Genomic DNA, 15,227 nt, shown 5'->3' with positions numbered 1-15,227 from the left:
AGGGCAGGTCCGAGGCGGGCACAAACCAGGCACAGCCGGGCACAGTTGGGCGTATTTGAGAAGACTTCAGCAACTGCGTACGGCAGGGCAGCAGGGGGAGCGATGGACGGACTACCGCGAGTGCCGGAGCAGCGGCGTTCGGCGGCGGAAAGCGACCCTGGGACCACGACGCGGGCGTCGCGAGCTGTGGACGAGGAGGCGCGGGGTGCGCACGTGAGCGGGCACGAGCCGGACCCGGCCGCGGCCCCGGACGGGCCCGGCACCGCCGACGCGCCGCCCGCCGCCCGCTTCAGCGTGCTCGGGCCCGTGCGCGCCTGGCTCGGCGAGGAGCCCCTGCCCACCGGCTCCCCCCAGCAGCGCGCCCTGCTCGCGGCCCTGCTCCTGCGCGACGGCCGCACCGCCACGGCCTCCGAACTGATCGACGCCATCTGGGGCGAGGACCCGCCGTCACAGGCGCTCGCCGCCATCCGTACGTACGCCTCGCGGCTGCGCAAGGTCCTCCCGGCCGGCGCCCTCGTCAGCGAGTCCGGCGGCTATGCCGTACGGGCCGCCGACGGCGTGCTCGACCTCGCCGAGGCGGAGCAGCTGTGGGCCGCGGCCGAGCGGGCGCGCGGGCTCGGTGACCTGCACCAGGCCCGTTCCCTGGTCAAGAAGGCCCTGTCCCTGTGGGACGGCGAGCCCCTCGCCAACGTCCCCGGGCCCTACGCGGACGCCCAGCGCACCCGCCTGGAGGAGTGGCGCCTCCAGCTCCTCGAGGCCCGCCTCGACATGGACCTGGAGCAGGGGCGGCACGCCGAGTCCGTCTCCGAGCTGACCGCCCTCACCGCCGCGCACCCCCTGCGGGAGCGCCTGCGCGAACTCCTGATGCTCGCCCTCTACCGCTCCGGCCGCCAGGCCGAGGCCCTCGCCGTCTACGCCGACACCCGCCGCCTCCTCGCCGACGAACTCGGCGTCGACCCGCGCCCCGGCCTCCAGGAACTCCAGCAGCGCATCCTCCAGGCCGACCCCGCCCTCGCCGAGCCCTCCGCCCCCGCGGCGGAGCCCTCGGCGGGCGTCGTCCGCCCGGCCCAGCTGCCCGCCACCGTCCAGGACTTCACCGGCCGCGTCTCCTTCGTCAAGGAACTCAGCGACATCCTGTCCACGGCCGAGGGCCGCGTGATGGCCGTGTCGGCGCTCGCGGGGATCGGGGGGGTGGGCAAGACGACGCTTGCGGTGCATGTGGCGCATGCGGCGCGCACCCGCTTCCCGGACGGGCAGCTCTATGTCGACCTCCAGGGCGCGGGGCCCCGCGTCGCCGAGCCCGAGACGGTGCTCGGCGCCTTCCTGCGCGCCCTCGGCACGCCGGACTCGGCGATTCCGGATTCTCTGGAGGAGCGGGCGGCGCTGTTCCGCTCCGTCCTCGACGGCCGCCGCGTCCTCGTACTCCTCGACAACGCCCGCGACGCCGCCCAGGTCCGGCCCCTGCTGCCCGGCACGGAGGGCTGCGCCGCGCTCGTCACGTCCCGCACCCGGATGGTGGACCTGGCCGGGGCCCACCTCGTCGACCTGGACGTCATGTCCCCCGACGAGGCCCTGCAACTGTTCACGAAGATCGTCGGCGAGGAGCGGGTGGCGTCCGAGCGCGAGGCCGCGCTCGACGTGGTCGCCGCGTGCGGCTTCCTGCCCCTCGCGATCCGCATCGCGGCGTCCCGCCTCGCTGCGCGGCGTACGTGGACCGTGTCGACGCTCGCCGCCAAGCTGGCCGACGAGCGCCGCCGCCTCGACGAGCTCCAGGTGGGGGACCTGGCCGTGGCCGCGACCTTCGAGCTCGGCTACGGCCAGCTGGAGCCGGCCCAGTCCCGTGCCTTCCGCCTCCTCGGCCTCGCCGACGGCCCCGACATATCCCTCGCGGCCGCCGCCGCGGTCCTCGACCTGCCGCCGGAGGACACCGAGGACCTGCTGGAGTCCCTGGTCGACACCTCCCTCCTGGAGTCAGCGGCCCCCGGCCGGTACCGCTACCACGACCTCGTACGCCTCTACGCCCGCGCCTGTGCCAAGCGCGACGAACTCCCGCCGAGCGAGCGGGACGCGGCGCTCTCGCGGTTGCTGGACTTCTACCTGGCGACGGCGGCCGAGGTGTTCTCCATCGGGCGCCCCGGCGACCGGCTGGTGAACCACCTGGAGCCCACCCGCTACGCGGGCCTGACGTTCGACGACAGGGACGACGCGCTGAACTGGCTCTACACCGAGGCGAACTGCCTGCTGGCCTGCGTGCAGCAGGCCGCGTACGGTCCGACCCTCCGCCAGGCGATCGACCTGCTGTGGGCCGCACAGGACCTCGGCGAGTCCGGCGCGAACTCCAAGCAGTACGAGGCGGCGGCCATCGCCGCCCGGGCAGCCGCGCAACAGGCCGCCGACACGCGCGCGGAGGCCCGCGCGCGAACGACGCTCACCAATGTCCACCTGGTGGCGGGCCGGTACAACGAGGCCGACGAAGAGGCTCGGGTGGCCACGGCCCTCGCGCAGAGCGCGGACGATCTCGTGCCCGTCTACTGGGCCATGAACGACCGCGGCATCATCGCCGTCAACCAGGGGCGCTACGCGGCGGCCGAGGAGTTCCTCCTCAAGGCCATGGAAGGGTCGCAGGCGGACGGGAACCGCCCCGGCCAGGCGAGCGCCATGTGCAACCTGTCCCGCATGCACTTGTTCATGGGCAACACCGCGCGTGCCATCGAGCTGGCCCAGCAGGGCGTCGACATCTACAAGACCATCGGCCACGCTCTGCGCCTGCCCAACGCCGAGTACGGCCTGGGCATGGCCTACACGCAGGCGGGCCGGCACAGCGAAGCGCTGGAGCAGCTGGACGGGTCGCTGCACAGGTTCCGGGTGAACCGGCAGCGGCTCTGGGAGGGTACGGCGCACTTCCGCATCGCCCAGGCCCACTTGGCGGCCGATCGGCCGACGCTGGCCGCTCAGCACGCGGAGCAGACCCTCGCCATCGGCTTCATCGGCGGTGACCGCATCCGGGCCCAGGTCCTGACCACGCTGGGACGAGCCCTGGACCGCCTCGGCCAGAGCGACCGCGCGCGGGCCTGCTGGCGTGACGCGCTCAACCTGCACGAGCAGTGCGGCACCAGCGACGCGGACGAGGTCCGCCGCCTGCTCGCGCCGCCCCTTTCCGCGGCCTGAGCAGCCGCTCCAGCGGCTCTGCGGGGGCGTTCATCGATTGTTTATGCCAACCAGGCATGCTTATCTCAGTCGATCCGTCGCGTCGGGGGGCAGACGGGTCGCCGGGGGACCGTCGATTTCGTTGGCGGCCCCGGAACGCCCGTTCGGCGGTCCTCGGGGGAGTTGCCGAGCGGGCGTTTCCCCCGACGGCTCGTCGTCACAACTGGGGAGACTGCAATGAGCAACACCGAGAAGAAGATAGTGAAGCCCAAGGTCGCGTCCAAGGGGGACCACCACAGCCCGGCACCGCCGCCGGTCGACGGTGACATCACGACGCAGGGCGACCACCACAGCCCGGCGCCGCCGAAGGACGGCGGCATCACGACCAAGGGTGACCACCACAGCCCCGCACCGCCTTCGGGCGGAAACTGATGCTTACATCCTGACGGGGGTTCGGCCGCGGCGGCGCGGAGGGGGAGCCGCCGCGGCCGAAGCATATTCAGGACAGCCGACTACAGCATCAACTCGCCAATATTTAGCGGCATTTGTTCGAACATGCTGCGGTATGTACGACTAGAGTCGATTGTTGAAAGTCGGCCCCCTCCAAGGAGTTGGAATGACTCGCACGCGAAGAATCCTCGTCACTCTGGCCGTCATGGCCGCGGCCTCGGCCGCAGCGACCGCTCCGGCGCTCGCCGACCATCACGCTCCCGCCCCTCCGGGGGACGGAGAGGTGACGGTCAGCCCGCTGGGCGATCACCACGCACCGGCGCCGCCCGTCAACGGGCACGCCCTGACAGCAGCACAGCACTGATCACCCGGGGCCGAGCCGCCGCTCGGCCCCGGCCTGTCGCCCGGGCGGGAAGCGGGCAGCGGCCCCGTGGAATTTCGGTGGACCCGCCCCACCCCTCTGCCCGATAGTGCGCCCATGACCACTCTTGTGCGCCACATCACCTTCGACTGCTCCGACGCCCACAGGCTGGGGTCCTTCTGGGCCCAGGTCCTGGAGGGCTCGCTCGCCGACGACGACTTTCCGGGGGACCCGGAGGCGCTGGTGAGCACGCCCGGCGGACCGGCGCTGCTGTTCGTCACCGTCCCGGACGAGAAGACCGTGAAGAACCGCGTGCACTTCGACCTTCAGCCGCAGGACCGCACGCGGGACGAGGAGGTCGAGCGGGTCATCGCGCTCGGCGCGACCCTCGTGGCCGACCACCGGCTGCCGGACGGGCGCGGCTGGGTGACCCTCGCCGACATCGAGGGCAACGAGTTCTGCGTGGAGCGCAGCGCGGGAGAGCGCGCCGCGACGGCGTGAGGGCGTGACCGCGGCGTGAGGGCATGACCGCGGCGCTCGGGAACACAAAGCCCGCTCAGGGCAGCCTGCGCAGCTCCCCCTTCAGCACCTTCCCGCTCGCGTTCCGCGGCAGCTCCCGTACGAACTCCACCGCGCGCGGCACCTTGTAGTTGGCCATCTCGCGCCGCGACCAGGCGATCACGTCGTCGGCGGTGAGGGTCGAGCCCGGGCGCCGCACCACGTACGCCTTGCCGACCTCGCCGAGGCGTGCGTCGGGGATGCCGATGACGGCGGCGTCGGCGACTTCGGGGTGGGTGCCGAGGAGCTGTTCGATCTCGGCGGGGTAGGCGTTGAAGCCGCCGACGATGAACATGTCCTTGATCCGGTCGGTGATGCGCAGATTGCCCGCCGCGTCCAGGACGCCGACGTCACCGGTGCGCAGCCAGCCGTCGGGGGTGCGGACCTTGCGGGTCTCGGCGGGGTCCTCGAAGTAGCCGCTCATGACGTGGTGGCCGCGGACGAGGACTTCGCCGGGGGTGTCGGGGGGCAGCGGGTCACCTGCGGGCGACACCACCTTCACCTCCGTGTCCGGGATCGCCCGGCCCGACGTGGACGCGATGACCTCCGCCGGGTCGCCGCGGCGGCACATGGTGACGATGCCGCTCGCCTCGGAGAGGCCGTACGCGGTCAGGACGGTGGCGATGCGCAGCTCCGCGCGGAGGCGTTCGACGAGGCGCAGGGGGACCACCGCCGCGCCGGTCACGACGAGGCGCAGGGCGGAGAGGTCGTGGGCGTCCCGGGCGGGGTGGTCGAGCAGGGACTGGTGGAGGGTGGGCGGGCCGGGGAGGACGGAGATGCGTTCGGCGGCGATGTTCGCGAGGACGGTGTCGACGTTGAAGACCGGCTGGGGGACCATCGTGGCGCCGCGCATGAGGCAGGCGATGATCCCGGCCTTGTAGCCGAAGGTGTGGAAGAACGGGTTCACGATGAGGTAGCGGTCGCCCTCGCGGAGGCCTGCCAGGTCGCTCCAGATCGCGTAGCAGCGCAGGGTCTGGGCGTGGGTGATGACGGCGCCCTTGGGGCGTCCTGTGGTGCCCGAGGTGAAGACGATGTCGGAGGGGCGGTCTCCGGTGACGGCGGCTGCCCGGGTGCGTACGTCCTCGGCCGTGATCCGGTCGCCGCCGGCGAGGAAGTCCTTCCAGGTGCGGAAGTCCTCGGGGGCGTCGTCGGCGAGGACGACGACCTGCTCCAGGTGCGGAAGCCCGGGCAGCGGCCCCGCGCCGCCCGCCGCCGCCCCGCCCCCGAAATCCGGCGGCTCCCCCGCCGCCCGCCGCAGCGACGCCACGTACGAGGTCCCCAGGAACGTACCGGTGACGAAGAGCAGCTTGGCCCGGGAGCGGGCGAGGACGTAGGCCGCCTCGGTGCCCTTGAAGCGGGTATTGAGGGGGACGAGGACGGCGCCCGCGCCGACCGCGCCGAGGGCGGAGACGATCCAGTCGAGGGTGTTGGGGGCCCAGACGGCGACGCGGTCGCCGGGTTCGACGCCGGTGGCCACGCAGGCGGCGCTGGCCCGTTCGATCCGGTCGCCGAGTTCCCGGTACGTCACCCGGGTGCGGCCCTCGACGACCGCCTCCCGGTCCGCGTACCGCTCGGCCGCCGCCCGGACCAGGCCCGGTACGCTGCCCCACTCCAGGTCGCCGCGCATGGCCGCCCCTCCCGCCGTCGCCCACTAGCTGACTATCCGTCAGATTAGCGGTAGCCTGACGCGCTGTCAGCAGCGAGGGCTCGCCACGACGCGCGCGGAGGTGTGCAAGCCATGGCCTCACTCAAGGACGCCACAGCGATAGCCGGTATCGGACAGACCCCCTTCGCCAGACAACTCCCCGAGAGCGAGAAGACGTTGGCCTGCCGAGCCGTCCTGGCGGCGCTGGACGACGCGGGCATCGCGCCGTCCGAGGTCGACGCGTTCGCCTCGTACACGATGGAGGAGACCGACGAGGTCGAGGTCGCCAAGGCGATCGGCGCGGGCGACGTCACGTTCTTCAGCAAGGTCGGGTACGGGGGCGGCGGTTCCTGCGCGACCGTCGCGCATCTGGCGTCCGCCATCGCCACCGGGCAGGCGAGCGTCGGCGTCGCCTGGCGCTCGCGCAAACGCGGCAGCGGGCCCCGGCCGTGGCGGAACACCACCGCCCAACTCCCCACCCCCGCCCAGTGGACGCGCCCCTTCGGCCTGCTCCGCCCCGCCGACGAGATCGCCATGCTGACCCGCCGCTATCTGCACGAGTACGGCGCGACCCGCGACCACCTCTTCAACGTCGCCCTCGCCTGCCGCAACCGCGCCAACCAGAACCCGGCCGCGATGATGTACGAACGCCCGCTGACCCGGGACATGTATATGACCTCGCGCTGGATCAGCGAGCCGCTCTGCCTCTTCGACAACTGCCTGGAGACGGACGGGGCGTTGGCGTGTGTCATCGTCTCGGCCGAGCGGGCCCGCGACTGCCGCCGCAAGCCGGTCTACGTCCACTCCGCCGCCCAGGGCCTGCCGGCCCAGCACCACGGCATGGTCAACTACTGGAACGACGACCCCTTGTCCGGCCCCGCCTGGACGGCCGCCCGACAGCTCTGGAAGCAGGCCGACTTCGGCCCCCACGACGTCGACGTCGCCCAGATCTACGACGCGTTCACCCCTCTCGTCCCGCTCTCCCTGGAGGGCTACGGCTTCTGCGACCGTGGCGAGGGCGGCGCGTTCACGGAGGGCGGCGCCCTGGAGATCGGCGGCCGCCTCCCCCTCAACACGAGCGGCGGCGGCCTCAGCGAGGCGTACGTCCACGGCTTCAACCTCATCACCGAGGGCGTGAAGCAACTGCGGGGCACGAGCACGGCCCAGGTCCCGGACGCGGCGACGTGCCTGGTCACGGCGGGCGAGGGAGTCCCGACATCGGCATTGCTGCTGCGAGCCTCGTGAGGGAGCGTGAGGGAGCACCCGACGGCCCGCGGAGGCGGACCCACCCAGGGGCGCGGGGAACTGCGCGACCAGCCACAACGAACCCGCACACGGAAAGGGAGAGCAACATGGCAGACGCGACCCCGACAGCGACGACGGAACTCCTGACCCCGGTCGTGGACGACGACGGCACCCCCTTCTGGACCTACGCCGCCCGGGGCGAACTCCGCATACAGGCCTGCGCCGACGAAAGCTGTGGCGAACTCCGCTGGCCGCCAAGGCCCTGCTGCCCGCACTGCCAGTCCTTCGACACCACCTGGCGCCGCATGACCGGCAAGGGCAAGATCTGGTCGTACGTGATCCCCCACCCCCCGCTCCTCCCGGCCTACGCCGCACTCTCCCCGTACAACACGATCCTCGTGGAACTGACCGACGCCCCCAGGGTCCGCCTGGTGGGCAACCTGGTCACCAAGGCGGGCGCGCCCCCGAACTCCGTCCCACCGGAACGCCTGCGCATAGGCGCCCGCGTCCAAGTGGTCTTCGCCGAGCGCAGCGGCATCGCGCTGCCGCAGTGGGTACTGGAGCGGCCGTGACGGACCAGGAGGCGGCCGGGCTGCGGGTGGAGCGGGACGCGGGGACCGGGGTCGCCGTGGTGACGCTGGACCGCCCGGAGCGGCACAACGCGCTGACCCCGGAGACGGCGGCAGAACTCGCCTGGCTGTGGCGGCAGTTCAGGGGCGACGACACGGTCGGGGCGGTCGTCCTCACGGGCGCCGGCGAGCGGGCCTTCTGTACCGGCGTCGACCGCACCGCCGAGGTCCCGCAGCCCTCGTCCCCGTACTCGATCGAGGATCCCCTCCTCACCGTCGGGCCGAAGGCCAACGACCTGTGGAAGCCGGTGCTCGCCGCCGTGAACGGCATGGCGTGCGGCGGCGCTTTCTACCTCATCGGCGAGTGCGAGTTCGTGATCGCTGCGGAGCACGCCACGTTCTTCGACCCGCACACGACGTACGGGATGGTCAGCGCGTACGAGGCCATCGCCATGGCGCAGCGGATGCCGTTCGGGGAGGTGGCGCGGATGTCCCTGATGGGGACGGCGGAGCGGGTGTCCGCGCGGCGGGCGTACGAGATCGGGCTGGTGTCGGAGGTGGTGGCGGGCGACGAGGTGGTGGCCGCGGCGGTGCGGGCCGCCGCCACGATCGCCGCCTTCCCGACGGAGGCCGTGCAGGGCACGGTACGAGCCGTGTGGTCCGCCAAGGAGGCCGCGCGGAGCCAGGCCATGGCGCACGCCCCGCACCTCATCGCGCTGGGCAACGCGAGCCCCGGCCGGCAGGCGCAGCTGTTCGCTTCGCGCGGGCGGGGCGGGGACTTCCGGACCCGGTAGGGCGCCCCGGCCTCAGCGCGAGGTCGCCGTCCCCCGCTCCGCGTCAAGCGCGTACACGCAGCGGTCCTTGCTGCACGCGTACACCACGCCGTCCCTGACCACCGGCGCGCCGGTGATCTCGCCGCCGGTGGCGAGCTTCCAGCGGAGGCGGCCGTCGTCGGCCTTGAGGGTGTAGAGCAGGTGGTCGGTGGCGCCGAAGTGGATGCGGCGGTCGGCGACGACCGGGGAGCCGACGACCTCGCCGCCCGCCTGGAAGCGCCACTTGGGGGTGCCGGTGACGGCGTCGAGGGTGTAGAGGCCCTTGCCGCTGCCCACGTGCACGTGGCCGTCGGCGACGAGGACGGGGTCGACGGAGGAGCGGGCCTCGGTGGCGATGCGCCAGCGGTCGCGGCCGTCGGTGGCGTCGAGGGCGTACACGGTGCCGAGGTAGTCGGCGAGGTACACGCCGCCGCCGGTGACGGCGGGGCCGGGGGCGAAGGCGGGCGGACAGAGGAACGCGGCGGGCGCCTCGAAGTGCCAGCGGACGTGCCCGGCGGCCACGTCGACGGCCAGGACGCGGGTGCCCGCGGCGATGTACACGTACCCGTCGGGCGCCTGGGTGACGCGGACCGGCACGCCGCCGCAGGACGCGGCGTCGCCGACGGGGTAGGACCAGCGCTCGATGCCGGTGCGGGCCTCGACGGCGCGCAGCCGGGCGTCCTTCCAGACGTACACGGTGCCGTCGACGATGACGGGCGCGGCCTCGGGCGTCTCGAACTCGGTCTGGGCGTTCGTGATCTCCCAGAGCTTCTCGCCGTTCGCGGCCTCCCAGCCCTGCACGCCGCCGCCGCGGGTCGCGGTGACGACGGTGCCCCGGTCGGCCTGGAGGGCGTACACCCAGGCGTCGGTCTGGATCCGCCACAGGTCGGAGCCGTCGGCGCCGTCGAGGGCGTAGAGGGTGGGGCCGTCGGAGGCGTGGATGCGGCCGTCGGCGACGGCCATGGACCAGGCGACGTCGCGGGTCTTGAAGCTGCGCCGTCCGGTGCTCACGTCGAGGGCGTGCACCTCGAAGGACGTGACGTACACGAGGTTCCCGGCGACGGCGGGCGTGCCCCAGACGTCGTTGGACATCCGGAACCGCCAGGGCCGCCAGGAGGCCGGGGCACCGGAGGCCGGGGCCGGAGCGCTCACGCCCCCCGTGACCCCCGCGTCGACCCCGTTGGCCCCGGGCCGCACCGCCCCGGGAGCCTGCGCCGACCGCGACCACGACCCGGCGAGCCCGGAGTCCGCGGGCGCCGCCGCACCCCGGGCCTCGGCGACGCGCGGCCCGGGCCCGATCGGCACCTGGGCCCCGGCGAGCTGCACGGGCCCGGCGTCGGGCGCGGCGTGGCCGGGCGCCTGGAACGGCTGGGAGGCGCCGGGGTGCGGCGCGTGGAACGGCTGGGACGCCCCGTTGGGCACCTGGGCGGGCAGTCCGGGGGCGTGCGAGGGCACGGCGGGGGCCTGCCGGGGCGGCGGCGGTACGGCGGACACGGGCGCGGCCGAGGCCCCGGCGGCGGAGTTGCCGCGCGCTCCCCGGCCCGCGGAGCCGCCACCGGCGGCGGCGCGCATGGCGGGGCGGCCGCCCCGGCGTGCCTCGATGAGCGCGACGGCCCGCTCGGGCAGCCAGGCGGAGGCGGTGCCGCTGTCGTCGCCGTTGCCCTCGGAGGCGAAGAGGTGCGGGGCGAGCTGGGACTGGAGGTCGTTCGGGGTGGGCCGGAGGGCGGCCTCCATCTGCATGCAGGATTCGATGAGGGGCCGCAGCTCGTCGGGCAGGCCCTCCAGGTCGGGGCCCTCGCGAAGCAGCATGAAGACGGTCTCGACGGGGTTGGCGCCGTGGAAGGGGGCGTGTCCCGTGGCGGCGAAGACGAGGGTGGAGCCGAGGGAGAAGACGTCGCTGGCGCCGGTGACGCTGCGGGAGTCCTTGGCCTGCTCGGGCGACATGTAGGCGGGGGTGCCGACGGCGACGTTGGTCATGGTCAGGCGGGTGTTGGAGACGCCCGACGCGATGCCGAAGTCGATGACGCGGGGGCCGTCCTCGACGACGAGCACGTTGGACGGCTTCAGGTCGCGGTGGACGAGCCCGGCGCCGTGGATGGACTCCAGGGCCTCGGCGACGCCCGCGGCCAGCCAGCGCACGGCCTGGGTGGGCAGCGGCCCGTGCTCGTTCACTATTTCCTCGAGCGAGGGCGCGGGCACGTACGCCGTGGCGAGCCAGGGCACCGCGGCGCGCGGGTCGGCGTCGACCACGGCGGCCGTGTAGAAGCCGGACACGGCCCGGGCCGCCTCGACCTCACGCGTGAAGCGGACTCGGAACAGCTGGTCCTCGGCGAGCTCGGTTCTGACCGTCTTGATCGCCACGCGTCGCCCGGAGGCGGAGCGCGCGAGATAGACGAGCCCCATGCCACCGGCGCCGAGCCGTCCAAGGACCTCGAACGGGCCGATCCGCCGCGGATCGTGCTGCGTCAGCTGGTCCACCACTTGCCTGCCACCTCCCCGTACGCGCGGCCACCGTTCCGAGCAGCCCCGTGCAGCGTCTCACCACCGAGCCGCTACGGCGGCACGCACCCTGATTCTTCCTGGCTCGGGCCACGGTTGCGAACCCGGGGCAAGATCGGGCCGTTTCGGGACAAAAGTGACGTACGGGTACATCAAATGGGGTGATGCCCTCCAATACCCCTCCCGCACTCTCCCGCACCCCTCCTGGTTCACACCCTGTTCACACCTGGTCCGGCTCCTGGAGGACGGCGAAAGCCGCGCCCTGGTTGTCCACGAGGGTGCAGACGCGGCCGTACGGAGTGTCCTGCGGCTCGTCGCGCACGCGGCCCCCGAGCCTGCGGGCGGTGGCGGCGGCCGCGTCGCAGTCGGCGACGACGAAGTAGTTGAGGAAGTGCGGGGGCATCTCGGCCGGGAAGGCGCCGCCCATCAGGGCCCGGCCGCCGATCGCGGTCTCGGCCCCCGGCCGCGCCCCGGCGGGCGACCAGATCCGGAAGTCCTCGCCCGCGTCGTCCAGGTCCTGGCCCCCGTAGCCGAAGACGCCCTCGTAGAAGGGGTCGACCGCCTCCTTGGCGCGGGCGTACAGCTCGGTCCAGCAGAAGGCGCCGGGCTCGCGCTGGACGCCGAAGCCCACGTGCGTGCCCGCCTGCCAGAGGCCGAAGACGGCACCCTCGGGGTCGGCCGCGAGCCCCATCGTGCCGAACGGGCCGACCGGCATCGGGCCCGTGATCATCTGCCCGCCCGCGCCCTTGATCCGCCCGGCCAGCGCGGCCGCGTCCGGCGTCGCCAGATAGACCGTCCAGGACGTGGGCATGCGCCCGTCCGGCTTGGGGGCGAGCGCCGCGACGGCCTCACCGGCGAGGAACGCCTGGGTGTAGTTCCCGTACTCCGCTCCGGCGCCGTCGTCGAAGGTCCAGCCGAAGAGCTCGCCGTAGAAGCGCTTGCCGCCCTCGACGTCGGGGAGCATCGCGTCCACCCAGCAGGGGACGCCTTCCGCGAATTCCATGAGCCCGTTCCCTCGGTTCACCCGCGGAGGGCCTTCCTGTGGCCTCCGTCACAGTCAAGCTAGCCGCACGCCGACGGGCCCGCAGCACATCGATTCGAACGTATGGCCAATTCCGACGGGGCCACTCAGGGTCACGACGGGGCGCGGGGAGGTGGCTTCCAGCGCCCCTCCGACACCCCTCTGGCACCCCTTCAACCCCATTTGCACTCGGCCGAATCGCGCTCCGATCACCCCTCGGTAAGCTGACGGCATGACAGGACAGGTACGTACCGTCGACGGCCGTGTGGCCGGTCGACGTGGTCAGGCGACACGTCAGAAACTGCTGGACTGCCTGAGCGAGATGCTCAGCTCCTCGCCCTACCGGGACGTCAAAGTCATCGACGTCGCCCGGAAGGCGGGCACTTCGCCGGCGACGTTCTACCAGTACTTCCCGGACGTCGAGGGCGCCGTCCTGGAGATCGCCGAGCAAATGGCCGCCGAGGGCGCGCAGTTGACGCAGCTCCTCGAAGGCCGCTCCTGGGTCGGCAAGGCGGCCCTGCAGACCTCCCAGGACCTGGTCGACGGGTTCCTCGACTTCTGGCGGAAGAACGACGCGATCCTCCGGGTGGTCGACCTCGGCGCGGCCGAGGGCGACAAGCGGTTCTACAAAATCCGGATGAAGATCCTGAATTCGGTGAACAACTCCCTTACGGACACCGTCAAGGAGCTCCAGTCCAAGGGCAAGGTCGACAAGGACGTGAGCCCGGCGGCGATGGCCGGTTCGCTGGTCGCGATGCTCGCCGCGGTCGCCTCGCACCAGCGCGGCTTCCAGACCTGGGGCGTCAAGCAGGCGGAACTGAAGCCGAATCTCGCGCTGTTGGTGCACCTGGGCGTGACGGGCAAGAAGCCGACGAAGTAGCCGTCGACGTAGGCGCCAAGCACCGGAGTCCTGTCACCACGGCGGCGGATCACTGTCTGTGATCCGCCGCTGTGCTCTCCGCATGCCTTCGCCGTGGGGCGATCCGGATGCGGACGCCCGCACCCGTTCGGATGCGCTGTCTGTTCTTCTCCGCGGGTGCGCTACCGCCGTTCCAGCCGGAACAGCCGGATCTCGCGGTCCACCCGCGCCTGGTACGTCGCGTACGGCGGCCAGAACGCCAGCGCCGTCCGCCAGGCCTCGGCCCGCTCCTCCCCCGCCAGCAGGCGGGCCCGCACCGGGATGTCCCGGCCGCGCCAGTTGATGGAGACGTCGGGCCCGGCCAGCAGGTTCGCGGTCCACGCCGGGTGCGCGGACCGTCCGAAGTTCGACCCGACGAGCAGCCAGCTCCCGCCCTCCTCCGGCACGCACGCCAACGGAGTACGCCGGTCGAGCCCGCTCCGCGCGCCCCGCGCCGTCAGGATCACACCGGGCAGCATCCGGGCGCTGAGCAGCACCTTTCCCCGAGTGAGCCGGTGCACGCCCCGATCCATGGCGGGTACGACATGGGGGGCCACGCGGGCGAAGACGCGGGTGGCGGACACCTTGCGCACCAGCCGGAGCCCGACCCCGGCGGCCATCAGCGGCCCGCCCCGTCGGCCAGCCGCCCCCGGCCCGCACCGACCACCCGAACGGCGGGCGCGCCCCGCCCCGGCGTCCCCGCGGCCACCGCCCCCGCTGCCGGATCCGCCCCCTCCGGCGCGAACAACCCGGCGCGCTCGGCCGCATGCGCCCGCAGCCGGTGCACCGGCCCGAAGAGCAGCTCGTCGCCGGACGCCCGCTTGAGGTACAGGTGGGCGTCGTGCTCCCAGGTGAAGCCGATGCCGCCGTGCAGCTGGACGGCCTCGGCGGCGGCGGTGCGCAGCGCTTCGAGGCCCTGCGCGAGGGCGAGCCCACCGGCCCGCTCGGCACGCCCGCCGTGGCCCCCGTCCCCGTCCCCGTCCTCAGCGCCGCCGTGGGCGTCCGCCGCCCACGCCGCGTAGTACGCCGCCGACCTGGCCGCCTGCACCCGTACGTACACATCGGCCAGCCGGTGCTTCACCGCCTGGAACGAACCGATCGCCCGCCCGAACTGCTCGCGCTCCTTGACGTAGGAGACGGTGCGGGCGAGCGCGCGGTCGGCGGCGCCGACGGCTTCGGCGGCGAGCAGGACGGCGACGCGCTCACCGGTCCCGGCGAGCGCGGAGCCCACGTCCGAGGCCGCGCCTCCGCCTCCCGTGGCGCCGGCGTCCGCGCCGCCCAGCAACTCCCCCTCCACATCCCGCAGTTCCAGCCGGGCGCGCGGCCGGGTCTCGTCGAGCGCGGTCTGTCGGACGCGTACGAGACCGGGGGCGTCACCGCGTACGAGGAACAGCAGCACCCGCGACCGGGCGAACCCGCCGGTGTGCGCGGCGACGAGGAGCAGCTCCGCGCTGTGCCCGTCGAGGACCTGGTCGACCTGCCCGTAGAGGCGCCAGGTGCCGTCGGCCGTCCGCGCCTGCACGCCGCCCGCGCGGCCGCCGCCCGCCCAGTCGTCGCGGTGGGCTCGGTGCTCGTCGTGCTCGTCGTGCTCGCCGACGAGGCCGAGGGCGGTGGCGAGGGCGGCGCCGGGGACGGCGAGGGCGGCGGTCAGCTCGCCGGTGGCGACGCGGGGCAGCAGCTCGGCGCGGCGGCGAGGGGTGCCGAGGGCGAGCAGGAGCGGGGCGGCGAGCCCGGCGGTGGCGACGAGGGGGGAGGGAGCGAGGCCCTGGCCCAGTTCCTCGCAGGCCAGGGCGAGTTCGAGGGTGCCGCAGCCGGTGCCGCCGACCCCCTCGGGCAGGGCGAGGCCGGGCAGGCCGAGCTGTCCGGCGAGGGCGGCCCACAGCCCGGCGTCGTACCCGGCGGGGGTGCGGACGGCGGCCTTGACGTCGTCGGGGCCGCAGCGTTTGGTGACGATCTCGCGCAGGGTGCGGCGGATCTCGTCCTGTTCCGCGGTGAGGGCGGCGTCCATCGGCGGGCTCCTCT

Annotated in this window: 13 protein-coding genes; 8 read left to right on the top strand and 5 right to left on the bottom strand. The window is 73.4% G+C overall.

The window, feature by feature from the left end:
* The first annotated feature begins 102 nt into the window (after positions 1-102).
* The 4 genes from afsR to ACZ6AA_RS19865 all read left to right on the top strand — a co-directional run bounded on the left by afsR (position 103) and on the right by ACZ6AA_RS19865 (position 4,459).
* Positions 103-3,168: an SARP-family global regulator AfsR gene (gene afsR / locus ACZ6AA_RS19880; protein WP_471459185.1), complete on the top strand. Its 3,066-nt coding sequence runs from the start codon at positions 103-105 to the stop codon at positions 3,166-3,168.
* A gap of 216 nt (positions 3,169-3,384) precedes the next feature.
* Positions 3,385-3,579 (top strand): sigma-like protein, encoded by a 195-nt coding sequence (locus ACZ6AA_RS19875; RefSeq protein ID WP_468457150.1) that lies wholly within the window; start codon positions 3,385-3,387, stop codon positions 3,577-3,579.
* Between the two features lie 184 nt (positions 3,580-3,763).
* A complete protein-coding gene (locus ACZ6AA_RS19870) occupies positions 3,764-3,961 on the top strand; it encodes a hypothetical protein (protein WP_468457152.1) in 198 nt (65 codons plus the stop codon).
* Positions 3,962-4,075: 114 nt separating this feature from the next.
* A complete protein-coding gene (locus ACZ6AA_RS19865; protein WP_468457154.1) occupies positions 4,076-4,459 on the top strand; it encodes a VOC family protein in 384 nt (127 codons plus the stop codon).
* Positions 4,460-4,514: 55 nt separating this feature from the next.
* Here the strand turns inward: ACZ6AA_RS19865 and ACZ6AA_RS19860 are convergent, their stop codons facing one another.
* The gene (locus ACZ6AA_RS19860; protein WP_471459183.1) at positions 4,515-6,143 is read right to left on the bottom strand and encodes a FadD3 family acyl-CoA ligase; all 1,629 of its coding nucleotides are present in this window, start codon (positions 6,141-6,143) and stop codon (positions 4,515-4,517) included.
* Positions 6,144-6,254: 111 nt separating this feature from the next.
* Here ACZ6AA_RS19860 and ACZ6AA_RS19855 point away from each other — a divergent pair, with 111 nt between their 5' ends.
* The 3 genes from ACZ6AA_RS19855 (at position 6,255) to ACZ6AA_RS19845 (ending at position 8,769) form a co-directional block, all read left to right on the top strand.
* Positions 6,255-7,406, top strand: coding sequence for a lipid-transfer protein (locus tag ACZ6AA_RS19855; protein WP_471459181.1), 1,152 nt, complete (start codon positions 6,255-6,257; stop codon positions 7,404-7,406).
* Between the two features lie 107 nt (positions 7,407-7,513).
* Positions 7,514-7,978 carry a Zn-ribbon domain-containing OB-fold protein gene (locus ACZ6AA_RS19850; protein WP_471459179.1) on the top strand — a complete coding sequence of 155 codons (465 nt, stop codon included), beginning with the start codon at positions 7,514-7,516 and terminating at the stop codon, positions 7,976-7,978.
* On the top strand, positions 7,975-8,769 hold the full coding sequence (locus ACZ6AA_RS19845) for an enoyl-CoA hydratase/isomerase family protein (RefSeq protein ID WP_471459178.1): 795 nt from the start codon (positions 7,975-7,977) through the stop codon (positions 8,767-8,769). Before ACZ6AA_RS19850 ends, ACZ6AA_RS19845 begins: the two co-directional genes overlap by 4 nt.
* Before the next feature lie 12 nt (positions 8,770-8,781).
* Here ACZ6AA_RS19845 and afsK read toward each other — a convergent pair whose 3' ends face one another.
* Positions 8,782-11,268, bottom strand: coding sequence for a protein serine/threonine kinase AfsK (gene afsK / locus ACZ6AA_RS19840; protein ID WP_468481325.1), 2,487 nt, complete (start codon positions 11,266-11,268; stop codon positions 8,782-8,784).
* Between the two features lie 238 nt (positions 11,269-11,506).
* Positions 11,507-12,289: an AfsK-binding protein KbpA gene (gene kbpA, locus ACZ6AA_RS19835; RefSeq protein ID WP_468457166.1), complete on the bottom strand. Its 783-nt coding sequence runs from the start codon at positions 12,287-12,289 to the stop codon at positions 11,507-11,509.
* A 250-nt stretch (positions 12,290-12,539) separates the two neighbouring features.
* Here kbpA and ACZ6AA_RS19830 point away from each other — a divergent pair, with 250 nt between their 5' ends.
* Complete coding sequence (locus ACZ6AA_RS19830; protein ID WP_016639324.1) at positions 12,540-13,187, top strand: TetR family transcriptional regulator; 648 nt, start codon at positions 12,540-12,542, stop codon at positions 13,185-13,187.
* Positions 13,188-13,348: 161 nt separating this feature from the next.
* On the opposite strand, the gene ACZ6AA_RS19825 is transcribed toward ACZ6AA_RS19830, so the two are convergent.
* Positions 13,349-13,825: a nitroreductase/quinone reductase family protein gene (locus ACZ6AA_RS19825; protein ID WP_471459175.1), complete on the bottom strand. Its 477-nt coding sequence runs from the start codon at positions 13,823-13,825 to the stop codon at positions 13,349-13,351.
* Positions 13,825-15,213 (bottom strand): acyl-CoA dehydrogenase family protein, encoded by a 1,389-nt coding sequence (locus tag ACZ6AA_RS19820; protein ID WP_471459173.1) that lies wholly within the window; start codon positions 15,211-15,213, stop codon positions 13,825-13,827. The genes ACZ6AA_RS19825 and ACZ6AA_RS19820 overlap by 1 nt, the downstream gene beginning before the upstream one ends.
* Between the last annotated feature and the right edge of the window lie 14 nt (positions 15,214-15,227).

This window comes from Streptomyces sp. NPDC040610 (assembly GCF_055594065.1).
The sequence above is the reverse complement of the archived record's forward strand: the minus strand, read 5'-3'. Positions and strand labels throughout refer to the sequence as shown.

Bases quoted from the DNA above. Each gene is read 5' to 3' on its own strand.
- afsR (WP_471459185.1), top strand. From the start codon at position 103: ATGGACGGACTACCGCGAGTGCCGGAGCAGCGGCGTTCGGCGGCGGAA.
- ACZ6AA_RS19875 (WP_468457150.1), top strand. From the start codon at position 3,385: ATGAGCAACACCGAGAAGAAGATAGTGAAGCCCAAGGTCGCGTCCAAG.
- ACZ6AA_RS19870 (WP_468457152.1), top strand. From the start codon at position 3,764: ATGACTCGCACGCGAAGAATCCTCGTCACTCTGGCCGTCATGGCCGCG.
- ACZ6AA_RS19865 (WP_468457154.1), top strand. From the start codon at position 4,076: ATGACCACTCTTGTGCGCCACATCACCTTCGACTGCTCCGACGCCCAC.
- ACZ6AA_RS19860 (WP_471459183.1), bottom strand. From the start codon at position 6,143: ATGCGCGGCGACCTGGAGTGGGGCAGCGTACCGGGCCTGGTCCGGGCG.
- ACZ6AA_RS19855 (WP_471459181.1), top strand. From the start codon at position 6,255: ATGGCCTCACTCAAGGACGCCACAGCGATAGCCGGTATCGGACAGACC.
- ACZ6AA_RS19850 (WP_471459179.1), top strand. From the start codon at position 7,514: ATGGCAGACGCGACCCCGACAGCGACGACGGAACTCCTGACCCCGGTC.
- kbpA (WP_468457166.1), bottom strand. From the start codon at position 12,289: ATGGAATTCGCGGAAGGCGTCCCCTGCTGGGTGGACGCGATGCTCCCC.
- ACZ6AA_RS19830 (WP_016639324.1), top strand. From the start codon at position 12,540: ATGACAGGACAGGTACGTACCGTCGACGGCCGTGTGGCCGGTCGACGT.
- ACZ6AA_RS19825 (WP_471459175.1), bottom strand. From the start codon at position 13,825: ATGGCCGCCGGGGTCGGGCTCCGGCTGGTGCGCAAGGTGTCCGCCACC.
- ACZ6AA_RS19820 (WP_471459173.1), bottom strand. From the start codon at position 15,213: ATGGACGCCGCCCTCACCGCGGAACAGGACGAGATCCGCCGCACCCTG.